Source organism: Marivivens sp. JLT3646, from assembly GCF_001908835.1.
Lineage (GTDB): Bacteria > Pseudomonadota > Alphaproteobacteria > Rhodobacterales > Rhodobacteraceae > Marivivens > Marivivens geojensis.
In genome coordinates this window covers 207,604-232,323 of sequence record NZ_CP018572.1, presented here as the reverse complement: position 1 = coordinate 232,323, position 24,720 = coordinate 207,604, and the positions used below count along the sequence as shown (strand labels likewise).

Genomic DNA, 24,720 nt, shown 5'->3' with positions numbered 1-24,720 from the left:
TCACCAAAACGCAAAAGGCCCCCGCAATGCGAGGGCCTTTCGTAAGATTTACAGCGATTACTCTTCGCGGCTTTCCGGTGTTTCGACAGCGATGTCATCATAGCTCGGCGCGGCGAGTTTGACGGCTTCTTCTGCTTCTTCACGACGTGCTTCGAGCACCACGTTGTCACGCTTTGCCGCGATCGAACGAACGATGGCAGTTGCGCCACCAGTACCAGCCGGAATGAGACGACCAACGATAACGTTCTCTTTGAGGCCGACCAGTTTGTCACGCTTGCCCTGAACCGAAGCTTCGGTGAGGACGCGAGTGGTTTCCTGGAACGACGCCGCCGAGATGAACGAACGGGTCTGGAGCGACGCTTTGGTGATACCCAGAAGGATCGGTTCACCCTGTGCCGGACGACCGCCGCGGGCTTCTGCCTTGGCGTTTGCTTCGTCGAATTCGACCTTATCAACGGTCTCACCCTTGAGAAGCGTGGTGTCACCCGAGTCAGAGATTTCCCACTTCTGGAGCATCTGACGAACGATAACCTCGATGTGTTTATCGTTAATCTTAACGCCCTGCAGACGGTAAACGTCCTGAACCTCGTCGATCATGTAGTCAGCCAGCGCTTCGACACCCATAATTGCAAGGATGTCATGCGGCGCGGGGTTGCCGTCCATGATGTAGTCGCCCTTCTGGACAAAGTCGCCTTCCTGGACCGGGATGTGTTTACCCTTCGGCACCATGTATTCGACCTTGTGATCCGGATCGTCTGCGGACTCGATCGCGATGCGACGCTTGTTCTTGTAGTCCTTGCCGAAGCGAACGTAGCCATCGATCTCTGCGATGATAGCGTGGTCCTTCGGACGACGGGCTTCGAACAGTTCCGCAACGCGCGGAAGACCACCGGTGATGTCCTTGGTCTTGGCGCCTTCACGCGGGATACGCGCAACGACGTCACCAGCAGCGACATCTTGACCGTCTTCAATGGACAGAATTGCATCTACCGACATCGGGTAGGTGACCGGGTTACCGTCTTCTTTGCGAACCGGTTCGCCATCAGCGCCGACCACAATGATTTCAGGTTTCAGGTCGCCGCCGCGCGGTACCGAACGCCAGTCCGAAACGATCTTCTGGGTCATGCCAGTTGCATCGTCAGTCTCTTCACGGACGGAGATACCCGAGACGAGGTCAACAAAGCGTACTTTGCCGCCCTTCTCTGCAATGATCGGCAGAGTATAGGGGTCCCATTCGAACATCTTGTCGCCACGTGCGATAGTTGCACCATCTTTAACGTGGATCTTGGTACCGTAGCCGATCTTGTGCTGAGCGCGCTCTTCACCGTTTTCGTCGATGATCGCGAGAACCATGTTCCGGCCCAGAACAATCTGTTCGCCGGCGGCGTTTTCCAGAATGTTCGCGTTACGGAACTCGACTTTACCGTTTGCAGACGCTTCGAGGAACGACTGCTGACCACCCTGCGCAACACCACCAATGTGGAACGTACGCATGGTCAGCTGTGTACCGGGTTCACCGATCGACTGTGCAGCGATAATACCGACAGCTTCACCGATGTTGACGCGGGTACCACGAGCAAGGTCACGGCCGTAGCAGTTAGCACATACGCCGTCGTCAGACTCACAGGTCAGCGGGCTGCGGATGCGCATTTTCTGAACGCCAGCAGCTTCGATCACGTCAGCCTTGCGTTCGTCGATCAGCTCACCAGCTTTGACGACAACTTCGTCGGTGCCCGGACGCAGGACGTCATCAGCCGATACACGGCCCAGAACGCGCTCTGCGAGCGATGCAACAACTTCACCATCGTTAACGGCTGCTTCGGCAGTGATCGCACGATCGGTGCCACAGTCGACTTCGCGAACGATACAGTCTTGAGCAACGTCAACCAGACGACGGGTGAGGTAACCGGAGTTCGCAGTCTTAAGTGCGGTATCCGACAGACCCTTACGAGCGCCGTGGGTAGAGTTGAAGTACTCGAGAACGGTAAGGCCCTCTTTAAAGTTCGAGATGATCGGGGTCTCAATGATTTCACCCGACGGTTTGGCCATAAGGCCGCGCATACCGCCCAGCTGTTTCATCTGAGTAACCGAACCACGCGCACCAGAGTGAGCCATCATGTAAACCGAGTTCGGTTCCATAACGGCGCCGTTGTCGTCGCGTTTCTCAGCCGAGATGGTGTTCATCATCGCGTCGGTGACTTTGTCGTTACACTTCGACCAAGCATCGACCACTTTGTTGTACTTCTCGCCCTGAGTGATCAGACCGTCCATGTACTGCTGTTCAAAGTCCTTGACCTGATCGCGTGTCTCTTCGACCAGCGTCCATTTGGTGTCAGGAATGACCATGTCGTCTTTACCGAACGAGATGCCCGCTTTGAACGCTTCGCGGAAACCAAGCCCCATGATCTGGTCACAGAAGATCACAGACTCTTTCTGACCGCAGTAACGGTAGACGGTGTCGATGACCTGCTGAACTTCCTTCTTACGTAGAAGGCGGTTCACCAGTTCAAACGGCGCTTTGTTGTTCAGCGGCAGAAGGCCACCAAGGCGCAGACGGCCTGGGGTGGTTTCAGCGCGAACAATTACTTCTTGGCCAGTTTCGTCGATCTGTTTGATACGAGCATTGATCTTAGCGTGCAGGTGAACTTCACCCGCAGCGAGAGCTTGCTCAACTTCGTCGATCGAAGCGAAGGACATGCCTTCACCTTTCATGCCGTCGCGCTGGATCGTGGTGTAGTACAGACCCAAGATCATATCCTGCGACGGAACAATGATCGGCGCGCCGTTTGCAGGCGACAGAACGTTGTTGGTCGACATCATCAGAACGCGTGCTTCAAGCTGGGCTTCCAGCGAGAGCGGCACGTGAACAGCCATCTGGTCACCGTCGAAGTCAGCGTTGAACGCCGAACATACGAGTGGGTGCAGCTGGATCGCTTTACCTTCGATCAGCGTAGGTTCGAACGCCTGAATGCCGAGACGGTGCAGCGTAGGCGCACGGTTCAGCATGACGGGGTGTTCGCGGATCACTTCGTCGAGGATATCCCAAACTTCGGGACGTTCTTTTTCAACGAGTTTCTTCGCCTGTTTAACAGTCGAAGACAGACCCTTTGCTTCGAGACGCGAGTAGATGAACGGCTTGAACAGCTCGAGCGCCATCTTCTTCGGCAGACCACACTGGTGCAGCTTGAGCTCTGGGCCAGTCACAATAACGGAACGACCCGAGAAGTCGACGCGCTTACCCAAAAGGTTCTGACGGAAGCGACCTTGCTTACCTTTCAGCATGTCCGAGAGCGACTTCAGCGGGCGCTTGTTCGCACCAGTGATGACGCGACCACGGCGACCGTTGTCGAACAGAGCGTCAACGGATTCCTGAAGCATACGCTTTTCGTTGCGGACGATGATGTCCGGAGCACGAAGTTCGATCAGGCGCTTCAAACGGTTGTTCCGGTTGATCACACGGCGATACAGGTCGTTGAGGTCGGAGGTCGCAAAGCGGCCACCATCCAGCGGAACCAGCGGACGTAGTTCTGGCGGGATCACAGGGATCACGGTCAGGATCATCCACTCAGGACGGTTGCCCGACTCGAGGAAGTTCTCAACGATTTTCAGACGCTTGATGATCTTCTTGGGCTTCAGTTCGCCAGTGGCTTCCTTCAGCTCTTCACGCAGCTGCTCTGCAGTTGCTTCGAGGTCGATCATCGACAGCATTTCGCGGATCGCTTCGGCACCGATGTTCGCTTGGAAAGCGTCCATGCCGTAGGTGTCTTGTGCGTCGAGGAATTCTTCCTCGGTCATCAGCTGGCCGTAGGTCAGGTCGGTCAGACCTGGCTCGATCACGACGTAGTTTTCAAAGTACAGAATGCGTTCCAGATCACGGAGCGTCATGTCGAGCATGAGGCCGATCCGCGACGGGAGCGATTTCAAGAACCAGATGTGTGCAACAGGCGAGGCCAGTTCGATGTGGCCCATACGCTCGCGGCGCACTTTCTGGAGGGTAACTTCAACACCACATTTTTCGCAGACAACGCCGCGATACTTCATGCGCTTATATTTACCGCAAAGGCATTCGTAGTCTTTGATCGGGCCAAAGATACGAGCGCAGAAGAGACCGTCGCGTTCTGGTTTGAACGTGCGGTAGTTGATGGTTTCTGGTTTCTTAATCTCACCGAACGACCACGACAGAATACGCTCGGGCGACGCGAGCGAGACTTTGATCTCGTCGAATGCCTTAGCGGGCGTGAGTGGGTTGAACGGGTTGTTGGTCAGTTCCTGGTTCATCGTATTTCCTTACGTATCAGTGGGAAGGGGAGAGGTGAGGCGCGAACGCCTCACTCATCATCTTCCGCATCCAGGAGTTCCATATTGAGGCCAAGGCCCCGGACCTCTTTGACAAGAACGTTGAACGATTCCGGTACGCCGGCTTCGAAGTTGTCCTCACCTTTGACGATCGACTCGTAGACTTTGGTACGACCTGCAACGTCATCCGACTTAACGGTGAGCATTTCCTGCAGGGTGTATGCAGCGCCGTAAGCCTCAAGTGCCCAGACCTCCATCTCACCAAAGCGCTGACCACCGAACTGTGCCTTACCACCCAGCGGCTGCTGAGTAACAAGCGAGTACGGACCAGTGGAACGAGCGTGGATCTTATCGTCGACCAGGTGGTGCAGTTTCAGCAGGTACTTGACGCCGACAGTGACCTTACGAGCGAACTGTTCACCCGTACGACCGTCGAAGAGTACCGATTGACCCGAGGTGTCGAAACCGGCGCGCGCCAGCGCGTCGTTTACGTCAGCCTCTTTAGCACCGTCGAAGACCGGAGTTGCGATCGGTACACCGCGAACAGAGTTCGAAGCCGTATCAATCAGCAGATCTTCGTCCAGATCAGCAAAGCCTTCTTCGTATACTGCATCACCGTAGGTGATTTTCAGTGCGTCACGAACAGGGGTCATATCGCCCGAACGACGGTATTCTTGCAGAGCCTCGTCGATCTGGAGACCCAGACCACGCGATGCCCAACCCATGTGGGTTTCAAGAATCTGACCAACGTTCATACGCGACGGAACACCCAGCGGGTTCAGCACGAAATCTACCGGAGTACCATCAGCGAGGAACGGCATGTCTTCGATAGGAACAACCTTCGAAATAACACCTTTGTTCCCGTGACGGCCTGCCATCTTATCGCCCGGCTGAAGCTTGCGCTTAACCGCGATGAAGACTTTGACCATTTTCATCACGCCCGGCGGCAGGTCGTCGCCACGGCGGACTTTTTCGACCTTGTCTTCGAAACGTGCATCAAGCTGGCGCTTCTGTGCTTCGTATTGCTCGTTCAGGGCTTCGACGATCTTTGCCGTGTCTTCGTCCTTCAGAGCAATCTGCCACCACTGGCCACGGCTCAGCTCAGACAGCGACTCTTCAGTTACGATAGAGTTCGCCTTAAAGCCTTTCGGGCCTTTCACAGCTTCCTGACCAAGGATCATGTCCTTGAGACGAGCGTAGATGTTGCGGTCCAGAATGCCGAGCTCGTCATCACGGTCGCGAGCGAGGCTTTCGACCTCTTCGCGCTCGATCTGCAGAGCACGCTCGTCTTTTTCAACGCCGTGGCGGTTGAATACACGAACTTCAACAACAGTACCGTAGTCACCCGGTGCAAGACGCAGCGACGTATCACGAACGTCAGACGCTTTCTCACCAAAGATAGCGCGGAGGAGTTTTTCTTCCGGCGTCATCGGGCTTTCGCCCTTCGGTGTGATTTTACCGACGAGAATGTCACCCGGTCCAACTTCTGCGCCGATGTAAACGATGCCAGCCTCGTCGAGGTTACGCAGCGCTTCTTCACCGACGTTCGGGATGTCGCGAGTGATTTCTTCCGGCCCGAGCTTCGTGTCGCGTGCCGCAACTTCGTATTCTTCGATGTGAACAGAGGTGAATACGTCGTCTTTAACGATACGCTCAGAGATCAGGATGGAGTCTTCGTAGTTGTAACCGTTCCAAGGCATGAACGCGACGATCACGTTTTTACCCAGTGCCAGTTCACCCATATCGGTCGACGGGCCGTCAGCGATAACTTCGCCTTTGCCAACTTTGTCGCCCACTTTCACCAACGGTCGCTGGTTGATGCAGGTGTTCTGGTTCGAACGCTGGAACTTGCGCAGACGGTAGATGTCGACGCCTGGGTCACCAACTTCGAGGTCTTCGGTTGCGCGGATAACGACACGGGTCGCATCGACTTGGTCGATGATACCTGCGCGGCGTGCGGTGATCGCAGCGCCAGAGTCGATCGCAACTTTTTCTTCCATACCGGTGCCGACCAGCGGGGCTTCAGCCTGCAGGAGCGGAACCGCCTGACGTTGCATGTTCGAGCCCATGAGAGCGCGGTTAGCGTCGTCGTTTTCGAGGAACGGGATGAGCGCCGCAGCAACCGAAACAAGCTGTTTCGGCGATACGTCGATCAGGTCCACGCTTTCTTTTGGAGCCAACGTGTATTCGCCCGACTGACGTGTCGAAACGAATTCGTTGATCAAGTTGCCGTTCTCATCGAGCGTAGCGTTCGCCTGCGCAACAGTGTGGCGCATTTCTTCAGTCGCCGACATGTAGCTGACTTCGTCAGTTACTTTGCCTTCGATGACCTTGCGGTACGGTGTTTCGATGAAGCCGTATTTGTTCACGCGAGCAAAGGTTGCCAGCGAGTTGATCAGACCAATGTTCGGACCTTCCGGCGTTTCAATCGGACACATACGACCGTAGTGGGTCGGGTGAACGTCGCGGACTTCGAAGCCAGCGCGTTCACGGGTCAGACCGCCCGGCCCGAGAGCCGAAAGACGACGCTTGTGGGTCACTTCGGACAGCGGGTTGGTTTGGTCCATGAACTGCGACAGCTGCGAGGAGCCGAAGAATTCACGAACAGCTGCCGCTGCCGGTTTCGCGTTGATCAAGTCTTGCGGCATGACGGTGTCGATTTCGACAGACGACATACGCTCTTTGATCGCGCGCTCCATGCGGAGCAGGCCAACGCGGTATTGGTTTTCCATAAGCTCGCCAACGGAACGAACACGACGGTTGCCGAGGTGGTCGATGTCGTCGACTTCGCCCTTGCCGTCACGCAGTTCAACAAGCGCCTTGATGCACGAAACGATATCTTCGTTACGCAGGGTGCGCTGTGTGTCTTCTGCGTCGAGAGCCAGACGCATGTTCATTTTCACGCGGCCAACAGCCGAGAGATCATAGCGTTCACTATCGAAGAACAGAGAATCGAACAGAGCCGATGCAGATTCAACGGTCGGCGGTTCACCCGGACGCATGACGCGGTAGATATCCATGAGCGCGCCGTCGCGGTTCATGTTCTTATCGCTTGCCATGGTGTTACGGATGTATGCACCAACGTTGATGTTATCGATGTCCAGAACCGGAATATCGGTGATGCCAGCGTCGAGAAGCTCGCGCACGGTGCCGCCGATCACTTCGCCGTCTTTGTCCATCTCAAGCGTCAGCTCGTCACCAGCTTCAACGTAGATCGCCCCAGTCTCTTCGTTGATGATGTCTTTTGCGACGAACTTGCCGACGATGTGGTTGAACGGAACGAGCAGGTTCTTAACAGAACCTTCGTCGATCAGTTTCTTCACAGCGCGCGGAGTGATTTTGTCACCTGCTTTGCAGATCACTTCGCCAGTTGCGGCGTCGATCAGGTCATAGGTCGGACGGGTGCCACGCACGCGCTCAGGGAAGAACTTCGTGACCCAGCCGTTGGATTTCTTGTCGAGCGAGAATTCAACGGTGTTGTAGTAGGCATCCATGATCGCCTCTTGGTCCATGCCGAGAGCATAGAGAAGAGTCGTAACCGGAAGTTTGCGGCGACGGTCGATACGAGCAAAGACGAGGTCTTTTGCGTCGAATTCGAAGTCGAGCCACGAACCACGGTAAGGAATGATACGGCATGCGAACAGCAGTTTGCCAGACGAGTGGGTTTTGCCCTTGTCGTGGTCAAAGAACACGCCCGGCGAACGGTGCATCTGGGAAACGATAACACGCTCAGTGCCGTTAACGACGAAGGTGCCGTTGGTGGTCATCAAAGGCATATCGCCCATGAACACGTCTTGTTCTTTGATGTCTTTAACCGACTTCGCACCAGTGTCTTCATCGACATCAAATACGATCAAACGCAGGGTCACCTTGAGCGGTGCTGCGTAAGTCAGGTCGCGCTGCATACATTCTTCGACGTCGAACTTCGGCTTTTCAAGCTCGTATTTTACGAACTCAAGAACTGCCGTTTCGTTGAAGTCTTTAATCGGGAATACCGATTGGAAAACGCCTTTAATGCCTTCGCCGTCGAGCGGCATATCGGCATCGCCAGACCGCAAGAAGAGGTCATAAGACGATTTCTGAACCTCAATGAGGTTCGGCATTTGAAGAACTTCGTTAATCTTACCGTAGTACTTACGCAGGCGTTTCTGGCCAAGGAAGGTCTGAGCCATGTGCTGTGTCACCTTTCGATCTCTGCGGGTCCATGTCGCCGGGGCCGCGACATTTCCCCATTGAGAAGGTTGTTCCTGTCTATTCCTGGCCCCCGTCCCAAGGGGGGCCTCCCGACTGTGGAACCTACCTGAGGAGAGCGTTTTCTAGCTAAACGTTCTGCTAAGACAGGTTTGGCTGGACCCGCGATATCGCGGATCCAGCCGAATTTGTACGACCCAAGGGGCCGAGAACAGGCGATTAGGCCAGTTCGATTTTCGCGCCAGCTGCTTCCAGCTTCGCTTTGATGTCTTCTGCTTCTGCTTTCGAAGCGCCTTCTTTGACTTTGCCGCCAGCCTCAACGAGGTCTTTAGCTTCTTTCAGGCCGAGACCAGTGATGCCGCGAACTTCTTTGATGACGTTGATTTTCTGAGCGCCAGCGTCTTTCAGGATGACGTCGAACTCAGTTTTTTCTTCAGCAGCTTCAGCAGCAGCAGCTGGGCCAGCAACCATTACAGCGCCACCAGCAGCAGGCTCGATGCCGTACTCGTCTTTGAGGATGGTTTTCAGTTCTTGTGCTTCGAGAAGGGTCAGACCTACGATCTCTTCAGCAAGTTTTTTCAGATCAGCCATTTTATGCTTTCCGTTCGATTTAAGTGTGTTCCAACGCGAGATGATTAATCCCTACGAGGGCAATTGGTTGCTTATGCAGCTTTCTCTTCGATAGTCGAAAGAATGCTCGCGATGTTCGATGCAGGCGCGCCAATGGCACCAGCGATGTTCGAAGCAGGCGCACCGATGCAGCCAACGATCGAAGCAATAAGCTCTTCACGGGACGGCATTTGTGCGACGGCTTTAACGCCGGCGACATCCAGTGCGTTCTCACCCATAGCACCGCCAAGGATAACGAGCTTGTCGTTAGCTTTAGCGAACTTGTCGACCACTTTGGCAGCTGCCACAGGGTCTTCAGAGTAAGACAACACGGTCATGCCCGTCAGGTAGTTTGCGATGCTTGCGCAAGGCTTACCTTCAAGGGCGATTTTGGCGAGCTTGTTCTTGGCAACGCGTACGGAACCGCCCGCTTCACGCATTTGAGCGCGCAGGTCCTGCATTTCAGCAACTGTCATGCCTTCGTAGTGGGCAACCACTACGACGCCAGAGCTTTCAAAGATTTGGCCGAGCTCTTCGACCAGCTTCTCTTTTTGTGCTCTATCCACAGTTTCACTCCAAGTTTGGGGTTTCCCCCGGCTCAAGTTGACCCCCGAAAGTCGAGGGCCGTTCGGGTCCGTTTCAGGGTCCCGAGCCAAATCGCCCGTTCTGTAAGCGAACGGAAATTTATCTCGTTTCCCATCTCAGGAAGGAATTATTGAGGCAACCCCAACCCTCCGTCTCGGACAGGACAGGGCCGTTACAGCCCTGCCATTTCACCGCCGAAGCGGCGAAAATTCTTAGTTACCAGTCGCGGATTCAACGCTTACAGAAACGCCCGGGCCCATTGTGGAGCTGATCGAGACTTTTTTCATGTATGCGCCTTTAGCACCGGTCGGTTTCGCTTTCTGAACAGCGTCAACAAAAGCGAGCAGGTTCTCTTCGAGTGCTTTCGCGTCAAAGGAAGCTTTGCCGATACCAGCGTGGATGACGCCAGCTTTTTCAACTTTGAACTGCACCTGACCGCCTTTAGCTGCTTTAACAGCTTCAGCAACGTCCATGGTCACAGTGCCGATTTTCGGGTTCGGCATCAGGTTGCGCGGGCCGAGAACTTTACCCAGACGGCCAACGATCGGCATCATATCCGGTGTCGCGATGCAACGTTCGAACTCGATTTTGCCGCCCTGAACGATTTCCATCAGGTCTTCTGCGCCAACGATGTCTGCGCCAGCAGCTTTAGCTTCTTCAGCTTTGTCGCCACGAGCAAAAACAGCAACGCGAACAGTTTTACCTGTGCCGTTCGGCAGGTTGACAGTGCCACGAACCATCTGGTCAGCGTGACGCGGGTCAACACCGAGGTTCAGCGCAATCTCAACGGTTTCGTCGAATTTGGCAGAAGCGTTAGATTTAACCAAAGCGATAGCGTCAGCTACCTTCAGGTTCTCTTTGCCTTCGAATGCAGCGCGTGCTGCTGTGATACGCTTACCAGCCATCTTACTTCACCTCGATGCCCATGGAGCGAGCCGAACCCAGAATAATCTGCATAGCGGCTTCGATCGAGTTTGCGTTGAGGTCCTTCATTTTGGCCTCTGCGATTTCTTTCACCTGAGCAACGGTGACAGAACCTGCAACTGCTTTACCAGGGGTTTTGGAACCCGACTGAAGCTTGGCAGCTTTTTTGAGGTAGTAAGATGCCGGCGGCGTCTTGATCTCAAAGGTGAAGGATTTGTCTTGGTAGTAGGTGATCACGGTCGGGCACGGAGCGCCTGGCTCCATGTCAGCGGTCTTCGCGTTGAAGGCCTTCGTGAATTCCATGATGTTGATACCGCGCTGACCCAGCGCAGGACCTACGGGCGGGGAAGGGTTTGCTTTACCTGCAGGAACCTGCAGCTTCAGCTGACCCATTACTTTCTTGGCCATTGGCCTCTCCTTTTTCCAACACCCTCCGCACGCGTGCGTCAGGTTGATCGTTGTGTGGTCCAGCCTTGCGAGCGCGCTCGCTCAACCTCCCACGTGATAAACTCAGTACTGTTTAGTAACCTGAGTAAATTCCAGCTCGACCGGCGTAGCGCGGCCGAAGATCGAAACCGTCACCTTCAGGCGCTGGCTGATCTCATCCACTTCCTCGACCATACCGTCGAAGTCTTCGAACGGACCGTCGTTAACCTTGACCTTTTCACCCACTTCGAAGCTGATCTCGACGCGCGGCGCCTCTTGACCTTCTTCAACGCGGCCAAGGATCGCCTGAACTTCAGCATCGCGCATCGGCATCGGGCGGCCCTGAGGACCAAGGAAACCGGTTACCCGGTTGATCGAGTTGACGAGGTGATACCCCTCGTCAGACATTTCCATGTGAACCAAAACGTAGCCCGGCATGAACCGACGCTCAGTGGTTACTTTCTTACCGCGACGAACTTCGATCACCTCTTCAGTAGGGACCAGAACTTCATCGATTTGAGCCTCAAGACCCTGCTCTTCAACCTTGGCACGGATCTGCTCGGCGATCTTCTTCTCGAAGTTCGAGAGCACACTTACCGAATACCACCGTTTCGCCATGTCTCCGACACCTCGCCGTACTGGGCCCGCTTAGGCCGTAAATTCCATTATAACACAGCAGCTTACGCTGCCATTCCCGGACAAAAGAAAATCGGCGCGCAACACGATTCGCCGCACGCCCATCCGGAGTTTGTGGCTATTACCGCCGTAACCCTATGATTACAAGGGGGGTTAGCCGATTTTCGCTGATGGGCGAATTAACGATTGAGGATCAAATCGTACAAACCGAAACGGATCAACATGTCCGTTGCGGAGAAGAACAGCGCCAAAAGCACGGTCATCACAAAGACCATAACAGTCGTCAGTACCACTTCGCGGCGCGACGGCCAAACCACTTTCGCAATCTCTGCGCGGGTCTGCTGGATGAATTGAACGGGGTTAGTCCGTGCCATGATGTATCCTCTGCGTTACGGGCCGCATTTACGCAGTTCAGGCGGGCAATTCAACCCTTGCCTTAAGTGGCACCTCAGACGGGACGGACCACATCAATGTCGGGCAACTGACAAATGGCGTCGAACTGCCTTTGATAATCCGAAGCTGCCGCATCCTTTGTCGCCTGATCATAAAGCGTAAAGCGCGGGCGATCAGGCCCAACGGGTAACATCTTGCGTGCATCCATCGCTAATGCACCGTCGCGCCCTTCTTTCGCCCATGCCATAACCTGTTCGACCGCTTGAACAGACAGACCCGCGTGCAATTTGCGCCCAAAAGGTTTGACCGTTCCGCCTAGCTTCCAGCGCAACATCCGTTTCATCAGCGTCGGAAAGACCTGATGGTAGTCCTCATAGCGCCATACATGCAGCGACACGTTGGGAATCGCCGAAATCGCCGACATCATATGAGCCCAATCGACCTGATCTGGTTGATGCTGTGCGATGAATTGATCAGGCGGCAGAAATTTCCCAGCAAATAGGGTTTGCGAATAGGCCGATTCTAAGAACGTGTCGGGCTGGCGGATCGCAAGTAATACGCGTACCGCAACATCCGGAAAATTCGAAGCGAGATCAGATATGCGCTCTGCAGCTTCGCTGTAGACAGGCAGCGCCAATGTACCATCATCGCGATGCAACTGCCCCAGAAAGTTCTCTTCGGACAGCAACACGCGCCAACCCGACTTTGCCAAGAACTTGAGCTGATCCATTGGCTCACGCCGCGCTGCACGTCGAGCACCCCAACGGGTCAAACCAAACAAATTAGGGATGTTACGACCACGTTGACGTAAATAGTCTGGCCCATAGGCCCGAACGCCAGCGGCTATGATCTCTTCCTGATGATTGAGGATCGAACGCTGCAAATGCGTCGTCGCAGTTTTATGCGGACCGAGATGCAGGGAAAGTTCGATCTGTCGAGGCACTAAGAACTCCTCTTGGGTCCTACTAGGACCGAAGTGGCAGGGGCAGCAGGGTTCGAACCCGCGACCTACGGTTTTGGAGACCGTCGCTCTACCAGCTGAGCTATACCCCTATGGCCGACGCGGTGATTAAAACAGGCAACAGGGGGAATCAAGGCCCCAAATTGCCTTTCGTCACAATCCTTCACTTCCGATGGCGCGTAAATAACCGCCAAAGCCCTAAAAGGCTGATCTGAAGAACGAAAATTCCGATGCACCACAGGCAAAGTAGAAAGAAAGCCTGAGAGTTGCTCACACCGGGCATCCCACCAACATTCACACCAAAAAGCCCCGTCAAAAACCCGAGCGGCAGGAAAACTGCCGACAACATAGAGAGAACAAAAGTGTTTCTATTCACCTGATCGCTCAATTGCCCTGACAATTCCTCACGCAGAACAAGGGCTTGATCACGGAGTTCGTCCATATCTTCGGCCACCCGCGTCATTTTGAGCATCTCTTCTTCGATCTCGCGGCGCGTGTCGTGATCAATCACCTTGGACGGCGATTCTGCTATTGTCTTGAGCGCATCACGTTGAGGCCCCACATATCGCCGCGCAGCGATCACTTGGAGGCGCAGGTTGGCAACGTCCTGCCGTAAGTTCACGCCCCTCTCCCGAATAACCCGATATTCGAGGTCATTCGCCGTTGAGTCGAGTTCGGATTGAAATTCGGAGATACGCGCAACGAGGTCTTCTGCCAAAAGGACTAGGAACTCACCCGCTGTGGCTGGCCCCTGCCCGCGCTCCATCATCTCCTGAAGCTTCTCAATGGCCATCACCCGTTTTCGAGCAACGGTCACAATCCGATGGTCGTCGATGTACATTCGGACGGAAACCATGTCCTCGGGGTCTTCGCCTTCGTTGAAGTTGATCCCCCGAAGGATCACAAACATCCCGTCGCTTAACGTTTTTGCGCGAGGGCGAGTATCTACATCCAACAACGCCTCTCTGGCCTGCAGGTCGAGATAGTCCAACTCGCGGGATATCCAATCTGCCGCATCAGGGTGTTTCCCGTCGATGTGCGCCCACGCCAGTCGATCTTCCCGCAAGGCTTGCGCAATGGTCTCATCTACCGACGGGTCCAACCACTGGTCGTCCTGCAAAACGCGTGAAAATAGAACGGGAGTTTCTGACATGTGCGCCTCTGTTCAGGTCTGTCCCAACCAAACCAAGTCAGAACGCAAAAGAAAAGGGCCGCCCTTTTGCAGGACGGCCCTTCGTCAGTCTCAAATCTATCGCGGATTAGGCGAGGATTTTGGAAACAACGCCCGAACCAACGGTACGGCCGCCTTCGCGGATCGCGAAGCGGAGGCCTTCTTCCATCGCGATCGGTGCGATCAGCTCAGCCGACAGTTTCAGGTTGTCGCCAGGCATAACCATCTCGGTGCCTTCCGGCAGGATGCAGGTGCCGGTGACGTCAGTTGTACGGAAGTAGAACTGCGGACGGTAGTTCGCGAAGAACGGAGTGTGACGGCCGCCTTCTTCTTTGGTCAGAATGTAGACCTCAGCTTCGAACTTGGTGTGCGGGTTAACAGAGCCCGGCTTACACAGGATCTGACCACGCTCAACGCCGTCACGGTCAACGCCACGCAGAAGCGCGCCGATGTTGTCGCCTGCTTCACCGCGGTCAAGCAGCTTGCGGAACATTTCAACACCAGTACAGGTGGTGGTTTTGGTGTCGCGAATACCAACGATTTCAATCGCGTCGCCAACGTTGATTACGCCACGCTCAACACGACCGGTCACAACAGTACCACGGCCCGAGATCGAGAACACGTCTTCGATCGGCATCAGGAACGGCAGGTCAACTGCACGTGCCGGAGTCGGGATGTAGGAGTCTACGGCTTCCATCAGAGCGCGGATCGAGTTCTCACCGATCTCTGGGTCGCGGCCTTCCATAGCAGCCAGAGCCGAACCCTTAACGATCGGAATATCGTCGCCAGGGTAGTCGTAGGACGACAGAAGCTCACGGATTTCCATCTCAACCAGCTCGAGCAGCTCTTCGTCGTCTACCTGGTCAACTTTGTTCATGTAGACAACCATGTGCGGGATGCCAACCTGACGACCAAGAAGGATGTGCTCGCGGGTCTGCGGCATCGGGCCGTCAGCAGCGTTAACAACCAGGATCGCGCCGTCCATCTGAGCAGCACCGGTGATCATGTTCTTAACATAGTCAGCGTGGCCTGGGCAGTCGACGTGTGCGTAGTGACGGGTCTCGGTTTCGTACTCAACGTGAGCAGTCGAAATGGTGATACCGCGTGCTTTTTCTTCAGGTGCGCCGTCGATCTGGTCGTATGCGCGGAAGTCACCAAAGTATTTGGTGATTGCTGCGGTCAATGTGGTTTTACCGTGGTCAACGTGGCCAATCGTGCCGATGTTAACGTGCGGTTTGTTACGTTCAAACTTACCTTTAGCCATCTGGTTGGCGCCTCGTGATTTCGGGGGCCTATCCACAGGCCCGTTTCAACATCGCGGGCGATGTATTGGCAAAAGGAACGGAAATCAAGAGTCAGTTGACGGGTTCTTGCGGAACTTCTGTCTGTGTTTCCAACGAAACAGCACCCTCTATGATCGTTGGATCATCCTCAAGAACCTCTGGGACACCACCGAATTGGTCCGCATGCTCGCGCATGTATCGCTCAATCGCCCTTGCTGCGTTGAACGCGAGCCCATCAATCTGTTCTTCTCGGGATCGTGTCAGGCCAGAGCCCAGAATTGGTGTGCAACACGGCTCAAAGACCGTCATTTGAATCGGCTCTTCGTTCAATTTTGATTGGGTGGCGTCCTCAATGAAAGTGACGCCAATCACCAGAACAGATTTAGGCGAATAGATCAGCGGAATGCCGGGCATAGCAACAACGTAGCCCTGAACGCCGACAGCAACATGGAACCAAGCGTCGCCATCATACCGACCGAGGCGGTTCTGGATCGCGCCCTCAACGGCGGCTTTCCATTCCTCATTTGTCACATCACGCGAAAACGGCCCTTTGGTCGGGTCATTCGCTACAGTGATGTTGTAACCCATCAGGAAATTGCCGATCGGTTCCGGAGCCTCTGTGAGGTCGTCGCGCATCCGCCCACAGGCGCTGACAAGAACGCACAGGGCAAGCAGGGACAGAACTTTGCGCATCAAATGACCTCCGAACATTTCAACCTTGATCGGTAAAGGACGGGACAGCACCACACAAGCGTGTCCGACCTTCACATTTAGGTAAAGCGGTTGTCACGCGGGAAGCCGCGCGGCGCCATTCGACCAGACCCCGCCCGTTTACCGAGCCACTCTGCGAGATCAGATTCGGTGCGGGTACGGCCTGCTGGATCGAGCCACGATAGCCCCTCGGCCAGCGTAAATGTCGTCGCATCTGACATGCCGCCGTCCTTGTATTTCTGCAGTCGAACACCCTTGCCGCGACCCATTTCAGGCAGTTCATCAATCGCAAAGACGAGAACCTTTCGGTTTTCACCAACAACAGCGACGTGATCGCCCGCGACTGGCTTCACAACCCGCAGCACGACGCCGTCTTTGACGTTCAATACCTGTTTACCTGCACGGGTCTGCGCGATCACATCGTCTTCAGCGACAACAAAACCATCACCATCCGACGAGGCAACGAGAAGCTTACGCCCCGCCTTGGCCGTAAAGATGTCAACGATTTCGGCTTCGTTGGGGAGGTCGATAATCAGGCGAACAGGTTCGCCCATACCGCGGCCACCGGGTAGATTTGCGCCGAGGACTGTGAAGAAACGACCATTCGACCCAGCCACAATCAACTTATCGGTCGTCTCTGCATGGAATGCAAAACGCGCCTCATCGCCGTCTTTGAACTTGAATTCGGAATCGAGGGCCTGATGTCCCTTCATCGCACGAATCCAACCCATCTTCGAACAAATCACCGTAATCGGCTCACGTTCTATCATGGCCTCCATCGGCACATCTTCGACCATACCTGCTTCAGCAAAGGTCGTCAGACGCTGACCACGTGGAGCGCTGTTGCCAAACTGTTTGCGAGTTTCACGCAGTTGTTCAGAAATTTTCGCCCACTGTTTGTCTTCGTCACCCAAAAGCTCAGCAAGCTCTTCGCGCTCTGCCATTAGCGCATCACGTTCACGCACAAGTTCCATCTCCTCGAGACGGCGCAAGCTGCGCAGACGCATGTTGAGGATGGCTTCGGCCTGAATTTCAGTGAGCTCCCCACCTTTCGATGGCAGAGGCGACACGTAGTCTTTTTCGGAGGTCGCACGCACCCGTTTGGTCGACCAATCCTCACCCATTAAAGCGGCTTTGGGATCATTGTCGTAACGAATGATATCGATCACACGGTCAAGGTTGAGGAAGGCAATAATCAAGCCCTTCAACACCTCTAGACGGTGGTCGATTTTATCCATGCGGTGTTGGCTGCGGCGCTGCAGAACGTCGCGACGGTGATCGAGGAACGCCCTTAGGACCTCCTTCATCGAACATACCTTCGGCGTCAGCCCGTCAATCAGCACGTTCATGTTCATGCTAAACCGAACCTCTAGGTCCGAATTACGGAACAGCATGCCCATCATCACTTCAGGATCGACTGTCTTTGCTCGTGGCTCGAGCACGATGCGAACGTCATCTGCGGATTCGTCGCGCACATCAGCGAGCAGTGGCACTTTTTTGGTCTGGATGACCTCGGCCAGCTTTTCGATCAGTTTGGACTTCTGAACCTGATACGGGATTTCCGTGACAACGATTTGCCACATCCCTCGCCCAAGGTCCTCAGTCTCGTATTTGGCCCGCAGTCGGATCGAACCGCGACCAGTGCGGTAAGATTCAGCGATACTCTCGCGGGTCTCAACAATCACACCGCCAGTTGGAAAATCCGGTCCGGGGACGTAGTTAAGTAACGTTTCATCGCGTGCATCTGGAGCCTTGATCAAATGCAAACACGCATCAATCAATTCATGTATGTTGTGCGGAGGAATGTTTGTCGCCATGCCAACCGCGATACCTGATGATCCATTCGCCAACAGGTTTGGGAACGCAGCAGGTAGAACAATCGGCTCTTCTAGTGTTCCATCGTAGTTCGGGCGAAAATCGACTGCGTTTTCATTCAGACCGTCAAGCAGCGCTTCAGCAGCGGCGGTCATCCGCGCTTCGGTGTATCGGCTCGCCGCTGGGTTATCACCGTCGATGTTGCCGAAGTTTCCCTGACCATCCACGAGCGGATAGCGGACGTTAAAGTCCTGCGCTAAACGCGCCATCGCATCATAAATCGCCATATCACCGTGTGGGTGATAGTTCCCCATCACGTCACCGCTGATCTTTGCAGATTTGCGGAACCCACCTGTCGAAGACAGTTTCAGCTCTCGCATCGCAAAAAGGATTCGGCGGTGAACCGGCTTTAGACCATCACGCGCATCGGGCAAGGCACGATGCATAATCGTGGACAAGGCGTATGTCAGATACCGTTCACCAATTGCGCGGCGAAGGGTTTCCTTGTGCTCGGTAAAGCCGATTTCGGTGTTGTCTGTGCTGTCGGTCATACATGTTGTCTAACGGCTGGTCTTTTCTGTTTCCAGCGCGATTTGCGCCAAAGTCATTTTCGACCATTTTACAACACTTTCAGAGACCGCTCATTCTCTAGTTTTCAATCGTGACGCTATGCGCGAAAAGTGATATATTAATCATGTTACGGTTGTGTTGGGGGATGTTTCCGTGCGTATTTTTTTGACTGCCAGTTTTCTATTTTTAGGTCTCGCATTTTATGAATTGTCAGGCGGGGCTGATTTCGAAGCCGAAGTGCGGCCAGAACGTAGTCGCGCAGCTATTATTGACGTGACTCGCGATTCCGCTGATCTGCCAGACAGCTTTGCCTCTAGCACCGTTTTAGTGTCATTCGATCAGATCCAAGTGGCCGAAGTTGCTGAGCCGACCCCAGTTCCAGAGGTTATCTTTGATATCAAAACCGTCGCTGGTGCGGGCGTGAACATGCGGACTGGTCCCGGAACCAGCTACGGCATTTCGGCTAGGCTCGATCGCGGCACCGAGGTTGAGGTTCTCGAAACCCTCAGCAACGGCTGGGCGCATTTGCGCGTTATAGAAACGGGGCGCGTTGGCTGGATGGCTGCACGCTTTCTTGATGCAAACGACGCTTGAGGTCGGCGCGTCATCAAGCGAAAAGTCGGTATGACACAAAAAACCATTCTCATCACCGGCTGCTCTTCTGGAATTGGCTACGACGCAGCACATGGCCTTCGTGAAGCGGGCTGGCATGTCTTTGCCAGCTGCCGCAAAGCCGAAGACTGTTACCGTCTCAAAGCGCAGGGCTTTGACGCGCCGCAGATCGACCTCGCTGATCCAGAATCGATCCGCAGCGGGCTGGCTGTAGTTCTCACGGCCACAGGCGGCACACTGGACGCGCTTTACAACAATGCCGCCTTTGCCTGCCCTGGTGCCGTTGAAGATCTGCCCGCAGGGGCATTGCGTGAGATTTTCGAAACGAACCTTTTTGGCACCCACGACCTGACCCGCGAAGTGATCAAAGTCATGCGCGCCCAAGGCCACGGACGCATCATCAACTGTTCCTCCGTTCTCGGCCTCGTAGGGCTCAGCTGGCGAGGGGCCTATGTCTCGACCAAGTTCGCGCTGGAAGGATTAACCGACGTCCTGCGGATCGAAATGCGCGACACGCCGATCAAGGTCATACTTATCGAACCCGGGCCGATCACGTCCAAAATCAGGGCAAATGCCATCCCGCATTTCGAAAAATGGATTGATACAGCGAACTCTCCACGCGCTGCCCAATACGAAACACTCAAATCACGCCTTTACGAGGACACTGGCCCCGACAACTTCGAATTGCCCGCATCGGCCGTGACGAAAAAGATCCTACACGCTTTGACGTCGGCCAATCCAAAGCCGCGCTATTACGTCACAACACCGACCTATCTTATGGGCAACCTCAGACGGTTACTGCCCACACGCCTTCTGGATTGGGTGATCGCAAAGGGGTGAAACCCTTTTCTTTCCAACCTTGCGTGATACATCGGTGTCAAATCACAGAGGGAGCCCGTTATGTTCAACGAGCCATTTAAATTCATCGTCCTGATTGCGGTCGTGGCCGTCGCCCTCATTTTGATGTGGGGCCTCGGGACTTTTGGCGTTGGCAAAGCGGACTCTGGAAAGCAATCCAACAAGATCATGCGGTATCGCATCTACGCGCAGGCCGTTGCCGTCGCATTGATCGCTGCAATTTTCTACCTGCGCAAATAACAGGGGTTCAGAATGGTCGTTCTCAATAAAATCTACACCAAAACTGGCGATGCGGGTGAAACCGCCCTCGGGAACGGTAGCCGCGTGGCCAAACATTCTGCCCGCGTTACGGCCTACGGAACTGTGGATGAACTGAATGCGACAGTGGGCATGGCCCGCCTGCATGCGACCGCCGAAATCGCGGCGCAGCTTTCAGCGATCCAGAATGACCTGTTTGATCTTGGCGCAGACCTTTGCCGCCCTGACATGGAAAAAGACGCGGACGCGCCCTACCCCGTGTTGCGCATGGTCGAGAGCCAAGTAGATCGCCTAGAGACCGAGATTGACGCCATGAACGCCCAACTCGAACCGCTCCGCAGTTTTATTCTGCCTGGGGGATCAGCCCTGTCGGCTCATTTGCACCTGTGCCGCACCGTTGCCCGCCGCGCCGAACGTCTTTCGGTCGAATTGGCAAGCATGGAATCCGTCAATGATATCGGCGTAAAATACTTGAACCGTCTCTCTGACTGGTTCTTTGTCGCTGCCCGTATGGCAAATGACGCGGGCAAATCCGACGTTCTGTGGGTGCCTGGCGCGAACCGCTGATTGCCTGATTCCAACAGAATCAGTCGCCCAGCCAAACTCTACGACCAATTGCTTATGCCGCGACGCAACATAGTTGCGTCGCTAACAGTCCTATTATCATGAGCTATACGCATTGAACCGATGCAAAACGTGGCGTCTTAGCGTCTTGCCGCGTCGATTTTGCACTGTTTTCCATGTTCTGCGCTTGCTAACAACCTACCGAGAGTGTCCCTTGAGTGGCACATTTAAAAGGGAGATTACCGCCGATGAAGGTCCTCGTGCCTGTTAAGCGCGTGATTGACTATAACGTGAAAGTTCGCGTGAAAGCGGACGGCACGGGAGTTGATCTTGCGAACGTAAAAATGTCGATGAACCCTTTCGACGAGATCGCTGTTGAAGAAGCGATCCGCCTGAAAGAAGCAGGCAAAGCTGACGAGATCGTCGTTGTTTCGATCGGCGTAAAGCAAGCGCAGGAAACTCTGCGGACTGCTCTGGCGATGGGTGCTGACCGCGCGATCCTCGTGACCGCTGCGGACGACGTTCACACGGACATCGAACCTCTCGCTGTTGCGAAAATCCTCGCCGCTGTCGCGAAAGAGGAAAATCCGGGCCTCATCATCGCAGGCAAACAAGCGATCGACAACGACATGAACGCAACGGGCCAGATGCTGGCAGCGCTCTTGGGCTGGTCGCAGGCGACCTTTGCGTCTGAAGTTGCCGTTGATGGCGACACCGCAACGGTCACCCGCGAAGTTGACGGCGGCCTGCAGACCGTAAAGGTTAAAATGCCTGCCGTTATCACCGCTGACCTTCGTCTGAACGAACCGCGTTACGCCTCGCTGCCGAACATCATGAAGGCGAAGAAAAAGCCTCTCGATGAGAAAACCGCAGCAGACTACGGCGTTGACGTGTCTCCGCGCCTGACCGTCGTCAAAACCTCCGAGCCGCCGGTTCGTCAGGCTGGCATCAAGGTTGGTTCGGTCGACGAACTGGTATCGAAACTCAAAGAAGCGGGGGCACTCTAATGGCTGTTCTTCTTCTCGCAGACGTTGCGAACGGCCAACTGGCCAAAGACGCAGTATCCAAGACCGTTTCCGCGGTTGCGGCACTGGGTGATGTGCATGTTCTCGTTGCTGGCGAAGGCGGTGACGCTGCTGCTGCCGAGGCTGCGACCATCGCTGGCGTTGCAAAGGTTATCTTTGCTGGCGACCACGGCTTCTGCCACCTGCTGGCCGAACCGACAGCTGACCTGATCGTGTCGATGGCTGGCGCATATAGCCACATCGCAGCACCTTCGGCGTCGGATGCGAAAAACATCCTGCCGCGCGTTGCAGCTCTGCTCGACGTGATGATCCTGTCGGACGTGACCGCTGTTGTCGACGGCGACACCTTCGAGCGTCCGATCTACGCAGGCAACGCGATCCAGACCGTCAAATCGGCTGACAGCGTGAAGGTGATGACCATCCGCACCACCTCGTTCGAGGCAGCGGCTGACGGCAACTCCGCACCTGTTGAAGCACTGGGCACCGCCGCCTCCACTGGTCTGTCGGAATGGGTTGAGGACAAAGTTGCAGCAAGCGACCGTCCAGAACTCACCTCGGCCAAGATCGTCGTATCGGGCGGCCGTGGCGTTGGCTCCGAAGAGGACTTCAAAATCATCGAAGCTCTCGCAGACAAACTGGGCGCAGCTGTCGGCGCATCGCGCGCAGCGGTCGACTCCGGCTTTGCACCGAACGACTGGCAAGTTGGTCAAACTGGCAAGGTCGTTGCGCCGGAAGTCTACATCGCTTGCGGTATCTCGGGCGCGATCCAGCACCTTGCTGGTATGAAGGACTCGAAGATCATCGTCGCGATCAACAAAGACGAAGAAGCCCCGATCTTCCAAGTCGCAGACTTCGGCCTCGTCGCCGACCTCTTCGACGCAGTGCCGGAACTGACTGGCAAGGTCTGATCCTTCGGGACGAATGACGTAAGAACGGAACCCGCGCTTTTAGCGCGGGTTTTTTCATGGCCGATTGATCAACGGAACAATCTTCTGAGCCGCAATCGCATGGGCCCTGACAGGAAGACGTTCAGCAGCGGCGGGCATCTCGCCCTCTGGCACAATCAGCCCAGTGCACCCGTCAGAAACCATAGGTTCAACCTCAACAATCCCTTTCACCAGCGGCCTCAACACATGAACCATTGATCGTGTGATAAACATCGGGTCGCCGCGAAACGGATCTGATCGTTGATACCAAGGGGCATTCGTAAGCGACCGATCCGACCACCAAAGAAGCACCACACGCCGCCCAACCGTCGTCAACATTGTCCGCATCCGTGACAACCACGCCAATTCGAGCTCTGCTTGGATCGTTGCAAACCGCTTGGGTGATTTTAGGAAAAGTGCAGACAGCATATGCCGCGTAAAACTATACTCTGTGAAATCGATATCAGGATAAAGCGCGCGCAATACGGTCGACGCCTCAATGAGGCGATCATTCCTGCGAGGGTGAACCCGATAAAATCTGTTAGTTAGATTTTGCGCACCTGTGATTTGGATCACGGACAGCTCTGCTCGACGGCATAGTTCCATCATCGTCGGGTCGTTCAACTGAACGTCCACCGATCCATTCGGCACCCCCAAATTTACGCAACTGCGCTGTGTTTCGCGTTCGACCAAAGCTGGAAGCGGCCTCTCGACATATTTCCCGTAGACATCCGTGCCGCCCACAAAAGTGATATATGGCTTATCCGTCGGTCGTTTTGGCCCACGAAACAGCAATCGCGACCCACCATACCTACACACAGCATAATCGAGGCCCGCTGCCTCCAGTTTTTCATGTCTCATGGCTCCCACCGGTTTTCACTCACCACTGCTGAGAGTCGGTCCCAAACCTTGCCAAATGGATAAACTTGGGAATTAGAACAATGTTTAAGGAAACTGCCGCCTTGAACGTTTGCCCATTGCGGACATATGGTTCCCCAGAACAGATCAGGGGGCAGAGCCATGGCGATTAACAAAGTAGGCGTTGTCGGCGCAGGACAGATGGGCAACGGCATTGCTCACGTGTTTGCGTTGGCCGGATACGATGTGATGATGACTGACATCAGCGCGGACGCCTTGGCAGCCGCCGTCGCATTGATCGACAAGAACATCACACGCCAAGTGTCCAAAGGTGTCGTCAGCGAGGAAGACAAAGCCGCAGCGATGGCTCGTATATCGACGACTCAAACGCTCACTGATCTTGGACCTTGCGATCTGATCATCGAAGCCGCGACTGAACGTGAAACGGTCAAGCAAGCGATTTTCGACGAACTGCTGCCGCACATCACGCCGACAACGATCCTCGCATCAAACACGTCGTCCATTTCGATTACGCGCCTCGCGAGCCGGACCGATCGCCCTGAAAAGTTCATCGGCTTCCACTTTATGAACCCAGTGCCCGTGATGCAGTTGGTCGAATTGATCCGTGGCATCGCGACCGATGACGAGACCTACCAGCAGTGTCAGGAAGTCGTTGAGAAGCTGGGCAAAACCTCCGCAACGTCCGAGGATTTCCCTGCTTTCATCGTGAACCGCATCCTGATGCCGATGATCAACGAAGCCGTCTATGCCCTTTACGAAGGCGTGGGAAATGTGTCCTCCATCGACACATCAATGAAACTGGGTGCCAACCACCCGATGGGCCCGCTGGAACTCGCGGACTTCATCGGGCTCGACACCTGTCTGGCCATTATGAACGTTCTGCATGAAGGCCTCGCGGATACGAAATACCGCCCCTGCCCGTTGCTGACGAAATACGTTGAGGCAGGTTGGCTGGGTCGCAAAACCAAACGTGGTTTCTACGACTATCGCGGCGATAAGCCCGTTCCGACCCGTTAACCACATGCGT

General features: G+C 55.0%; 21 protein-coding genes and 1 tRNA gene. 7 read left to right on the top strand and 15 right to left on the bottom strand.

From position 1 onward, the window contains the following. Window positions 1–57 precede the first annotated feature (57 nt). The 14 genes from rpoC to parC all read right to left on the bottom strand — a co-directional run bounded on the left by rpoC (window position 58) and on the right by parC (window position 18,552). On the bottom strand, window positions 58–4,278 hold the full coding sequence (rpoC, locus tag BSK21_RS01160; RefSeq protein WP_067548406.1) for a DNA-directed RNA polymerase subunit beta': 4,221 nt from the start codon (window positions 4,276–4,278) through the stop codon (window positions 58–60). Window positions 4,279–4,328: 50 nt separating this feature from the next. Then, complete coding sequence (gene rpoB / locus BSK21_RS01155) at window positions 4,329–8,468, bottom strand: DNA-directed RNA polymerase subunit beta (protein WP_067548403.1); 4,140 nt, start codon at window positions 8,466–8,468, stop codon at window positions 4,329–4,331. Window positions 8,469–8,706: 238 nt separating this feature from the next. After that, window positions 8,707–9,078 carry a 50S ribosomal protein L7/L12 gene (gene rplL, locus BSK21_RS01150; RefSeq protein ID WP_067548400.1) on the bottom strand — a complete coding sequence of 124 codons (372 nt, stop codon included), beginning with the start codon at window positions 9,076–9,078 and terminating at the stop codon, window positions 8,707–8,709. Window positions 9,079–9,149: 71 nt separating this feature from the next. After that, entirely contained in the window at window positions 9,150–9,662 is a 513-nt protein-coding gene (gene rplJ / locus BSK21_RS01145) for a 50S ribosomal protein L10 (protein WP_067548398.1), read from the bottom strand. 231 nt (window positions 9,663–9,893) lie between these two features. Continuing rightward, window positions 9,894–10,586, bottom strand: coding sequence for a 50S ribosomal protein L1 (gene rplA, locus BSK21_RS01140; RefSeq protein ID WP_067548396.1), 693 nt, complete (start codon window positions 10,584–10,586; stop codon window positions 9,894–9,896). 1 nt (window position 10,587) lies between these two features. Then, the gene (gene rplK, locus BSK21_RS01135; protein ID WP_067548392.1) at window positions 10,588–11,013 is read right to left on the bottom strand and encodes a 50S ribosomal protein L11; all 426 of its coding nucleotides are present in this window, start codon (window positions 11,011–11,013) and stop codon (window positions 10,588–10,590) included. Window positions 11,014–11,115: 102 nt separating this feature from the next. Then, complete coding sequence (gene nusG / locus BSK21_RS01130) at window positions 11,116–11,649, bottom strand: transcription termination/antitermination protein NusG (RefSeq protein WP_067548389.1); 534 nt, start codon at window positions 11,647–11,649, stop codon at window positions 11,116–11,118. A 197-nt stretch (window positions 11,650–11,846) separates the two neighbouring features. Further along, window positions 11,847–12,041: a preprotein translocase subunit SecE gene (secE, locus tag BSK21_RS01125; RefSeq protein WP_067548386.1), complete on the bottom strand. Its 195-nt coding sequence runs from the start codon at window positions 12,039–12,041 to the stop codon at window positions 11,847–11,849. A 74-nt stretch (window positions 12,042–12,115) separates the two neighbouring features. Continuing rightward, window positions 12,116–13,003 carry a hypothetical protein gene (locus tag BSK21_RS01120; protein WP_067548383.1) on the bottom strand — a complete coding sequence of 296 codons (888 nt, stop codon included), beginning with the start codon at window positions 13,001–13,003 and terminating at the stop codon, window positions 12,116–12,118. A gap of 34 nt (window positions 13,004–13,037) precedes the next feature. Beyond that, window positions 13,038–13,113 (bottom strand) — tRNA-Trp (locus BSK21_RS01115). 71 nt (window positions 13,114–13,184) lie between these two features. Then, window positions 13,185–14,174, bottom strand: a complete 990-nt coding sequence (locus tag BSK21_RS01110; protein WP_067548380.1) for a zinc transporter ZntB — start codon at window positions 14,172–14,174, stop codon at window positions 13,185–13,187. A 106-nt stretch (window positions 14,175–14,280) separates the two neighbouring features. Continuing rightward, window positions 14,281–15,456: an elongation factor Tu gene (gene tuf / locus BSK21_RS01105; protein WP_074038936.1), complete on the bottom strand. Its 1,176-nt coding sequence runs from the start codon at window positions 15,454–15,456 to the stop codon at window positions 14,281–14,283. A 91-nt stretch (window positions 15,457–15,547) separates the two neighbouring features. Beyond that, a complete protein-coding gene (locus BSK21_RS01100; protein WP_067548160.1) occupies window positions 15,548–16,168 on the bottom strand; it encodes a hypothetical protein in 621 nt (206 codons plus the stop codon). Between the two features lie 77 nt (window positions 16,169–16,245). Continuing rightward, a complete protein-coding gene (gene parC / locus BSK21_RS01095) occupies window positions 16,246–18,552 on the bottom strand; it encodes a DNA topoisomerase IV subunit A (protein ID WP_067548157.1) in 2,307 nt (768 codons plus the stop codon). Between the two features lie 172 nt (window positions 18,553–18,724). Between parC and BSK21_RS01090 the strand changes: the two genes are divergently transcribed. From BSK21_RS01090 to BSK21_RS01065, 6 genes are all read left to right on the top strand, one after another. Next, a complete protein-coding gene (locus BSK21_RS01090) occupies window positions 18,725–19,165 on the top strand; it encodes an SH3 domain-containing protein (RefSeq protein ID WP_067548154.1) in 441 nt (146 codons plus the stop codon). A gap of 30 nt (window positions 19,166–19,195) precedes the next feature. Continuing rightward, complete coding sequence (locus BSK21_RS01085; protein WP_067548151.1) at window positions 19,196–20,023, top strand: SDR family NAD(P)-dependent oxidoreductase; 828 nt, start codon at window positions 19,196–19,198, stop codon at window positions 20,021–20,023. A 60-nt stretch (window positions 20,024–20,083) separates the two neighbouring features. Beyond that, complete coding sequence (locus tag BSK21_RS01080) at window positions 20,084–20,281, top strand: twin transmembrane helix small protein (RefSeq protein ID WP_067548148.1); 198 nt, start codon at window positions 20,084–20,086, stop codon at window positions 20,279–20,281. A 12-nt stretch (window positions 20,282–20,293) separates the two neighbouring features. Beyond that, window positions 20,294–20,866 carry a cob(I)yrinic acid a,c-diamide adenosyltransferase gene (locus tag BSK21_RS01075; protein WP_067548145.1) on the top strand — a complete coding sequence of 191 codons (573 nt, stop codon included), beginning with the start codon at window positions 20,294–20,296 and terminating at the stop codon, window positions 20,864–20,866. 245 nt (window positions 20,867–21,111) lie between these two features. Then, window positions 21,112–21,870 carry an electron transfer flavoprotein subunit beta/FixA family protein gene (locus tag BSK21_RS01070; RefSeq protein WP_067548142.1) on the top strand — a complete coding sequence of 253 codons (759 nt, stop codon included), beginning with the start codon at window positions 21,112–21,114 and terminating at the stop codon, window positions 21,868–21,870. Further along, a complete protein-coding gene (locus BSK21_RS01065) occupies window positions 21,870–22,796 on the top strand; it encodes an electron transfer flavoprotein subunit alpha/FixB family protein (protein WP_067548139.1) in 927 nt (308 codons plus the stop codon). Before BSK21_RS01070 ends, BSK21_RS01065 begins: the two co-directional genes overlap by 1 nt. A 54-nt stretch (window positions 22,797–22,850) precedes the next feature. On the opposite strand, the gene BSK21_RS01060 is transcribed toward BSK21_RS01065, so the two are convergent. Further along, on the bottom strand, window positions 22,851–23,675 hold the full coding sequence (locus BSK21_RS01060; RefSeq protein ID WP_067548137.1) for a DUF6473 family protein: 825 nt from the start codon (window positions 23,673–23,675) through the stop codon (window positions 22,851–22,853). A gap of 159 nt (window positions 23,676–23,834) precedes the next feature. On the opposite strand from BSK21_RS01060, the gene BSK21_RS01055 reads away from it, so the two are divergent. Then, on the top strand, window positions 23,835–24,710 hold the full coding sequence (locus tag BSK21_RS01055; protein WP_067548134.1) for a 3-hydroxybutyryl-CoA dehydrogenase: 876 nt from the start codon (window positions 23,835–23,837) through the stop codon (window positions 24,708–24,710). Window positions 24,711–24,720: the final 10 nt, after the last annotated feature.

Excerpts from the sequence above, each read along its gene's own strand:
- rpoC (WP_067548406.1), bottom strand. The coding sequence starts at position 4,278 with ATGAACCAGGAACTGACCAACAACCCGTTCAACCCACTCACGCCCGCT.
- rpoB (WP_067548403.1), bottom strand. The coding sequence starts at position 8,468 with ATGGCTCAGACCTTCCTTGGCCAGAAACGCCTGCGTAAGTACTACGGT.
- rplL (WP_067548400.1), bottom strand. The coding sequence starts at position 9,078 with ATGGCTGATCTGAAAAAACTTGCTGAAGAGATCGTAGGTCTGACCCTT.
- rplA (WP_067548396.1), bottom strand. The coding sequence starts at position 10,586 with ATGGCTGGTAAGCGTATCACAGCAGCACGCGCTGCATTCGAAGGCAAA.
- rplK (WP_067548392.1), bottom strand. The coding sequence starts at position 11,013 with ATGGCCAAGAAAGTAATGGGTCAGCTGAAGCTGCAGGTTCCTGCAGGT.
- nusG (WP_067548389.1), bottom strand. The coding sequence starts at position 11,649 with ATGGCGAAACGGTGGTATTCGGTAAGTGTGCTCTCGAACTTCGAGAAG.
- secE (WP_067548386.1), bottom strand. The coding sequence starts at position 12,041 with ATGGCACGGACTAACCCCGTTCAATTCATCCAGCAGACCCGCGCAGAG.
- BSK21_RS01110 (WP_067548380.1), bottom strand. The coding sequence starts at position 14,174 with ATGTCAGAAACTCCCGTTCTATTTTCACGCGTTTTGCAGGACGACCAG.
- tuf (WP_074038936.1), bottom strand. The coding sequence starts at position 15,456 with ATGGCTAAAGGTAAGTTTGAACGTAACAAACCGCACGTTAACATCGGC.
- BSK21_RS01100 (WP_067548160.1), bottom strand. The coding sequence starts at position 16,168 with ATGCGCAAAGTTCTGTCCCTGCTTGCCCTGTGCGTTCTTGTCAGCGCC.
- parC (WP_067548157.1), bottom strand. The coding sequence starts at position 18,552 with ATGACCGACAGCACAGACAACACCGAAATCGGCTTTACCGAGCACAAG.
- BSK21_RS01085 (WP_067548151.1), top strand. The coding sequence starts at position 19,196 with ATGACACAAAAAACCATTCTCATCACCGGCTGCTCTTCTGGAATTGGC.
- BSK21_RS01080 (WP_067548148.1), top strand. The coding sequence starts at position 20,084 with ATGTTCAACGAGCCATTTAAATTCATCGTCCTGATTGCGGTCGTGGCC.
- BSK21_RS01075 (WP_067548145.1), top strand. The coding sequence starts at position 20,294 with ATGGTCGTTCTCAATAAAATCTACACCAAAACTGGCGATGCGGGTGAA.
- BSK21_RS01070 (WP_067548142.1), top strand. The coding sequence starts at position 21,112 with ATGAAGGTCCTCGTGCCTGTTAAGCGCGTGATTGACTATAACGTGAAA.
- BSK21_RS01065 (WP_067548139.1), top strand. The coding sequence starts at position 21,870 with ATGGCTGTTCTTCTTCTCGCAGACGTTGCGAACGGCCAACTGGCCAAA.
- BSK21_RS01060 (WP_067548137.1), bottom strand. The coding sequence starts at position 23,675 with ATGAGACATGAAAAACTGGAGGCAGCGGGCCTCGATTATGCTGTGTGT.
- BSK21_RS01055 (WP_067548134.1), top strand. The coding sequence starts at position 23,835 with ATGGCGATTAACAAAGTAGGCGTTGTCGGCGCAGGACAGATGGGCAAC.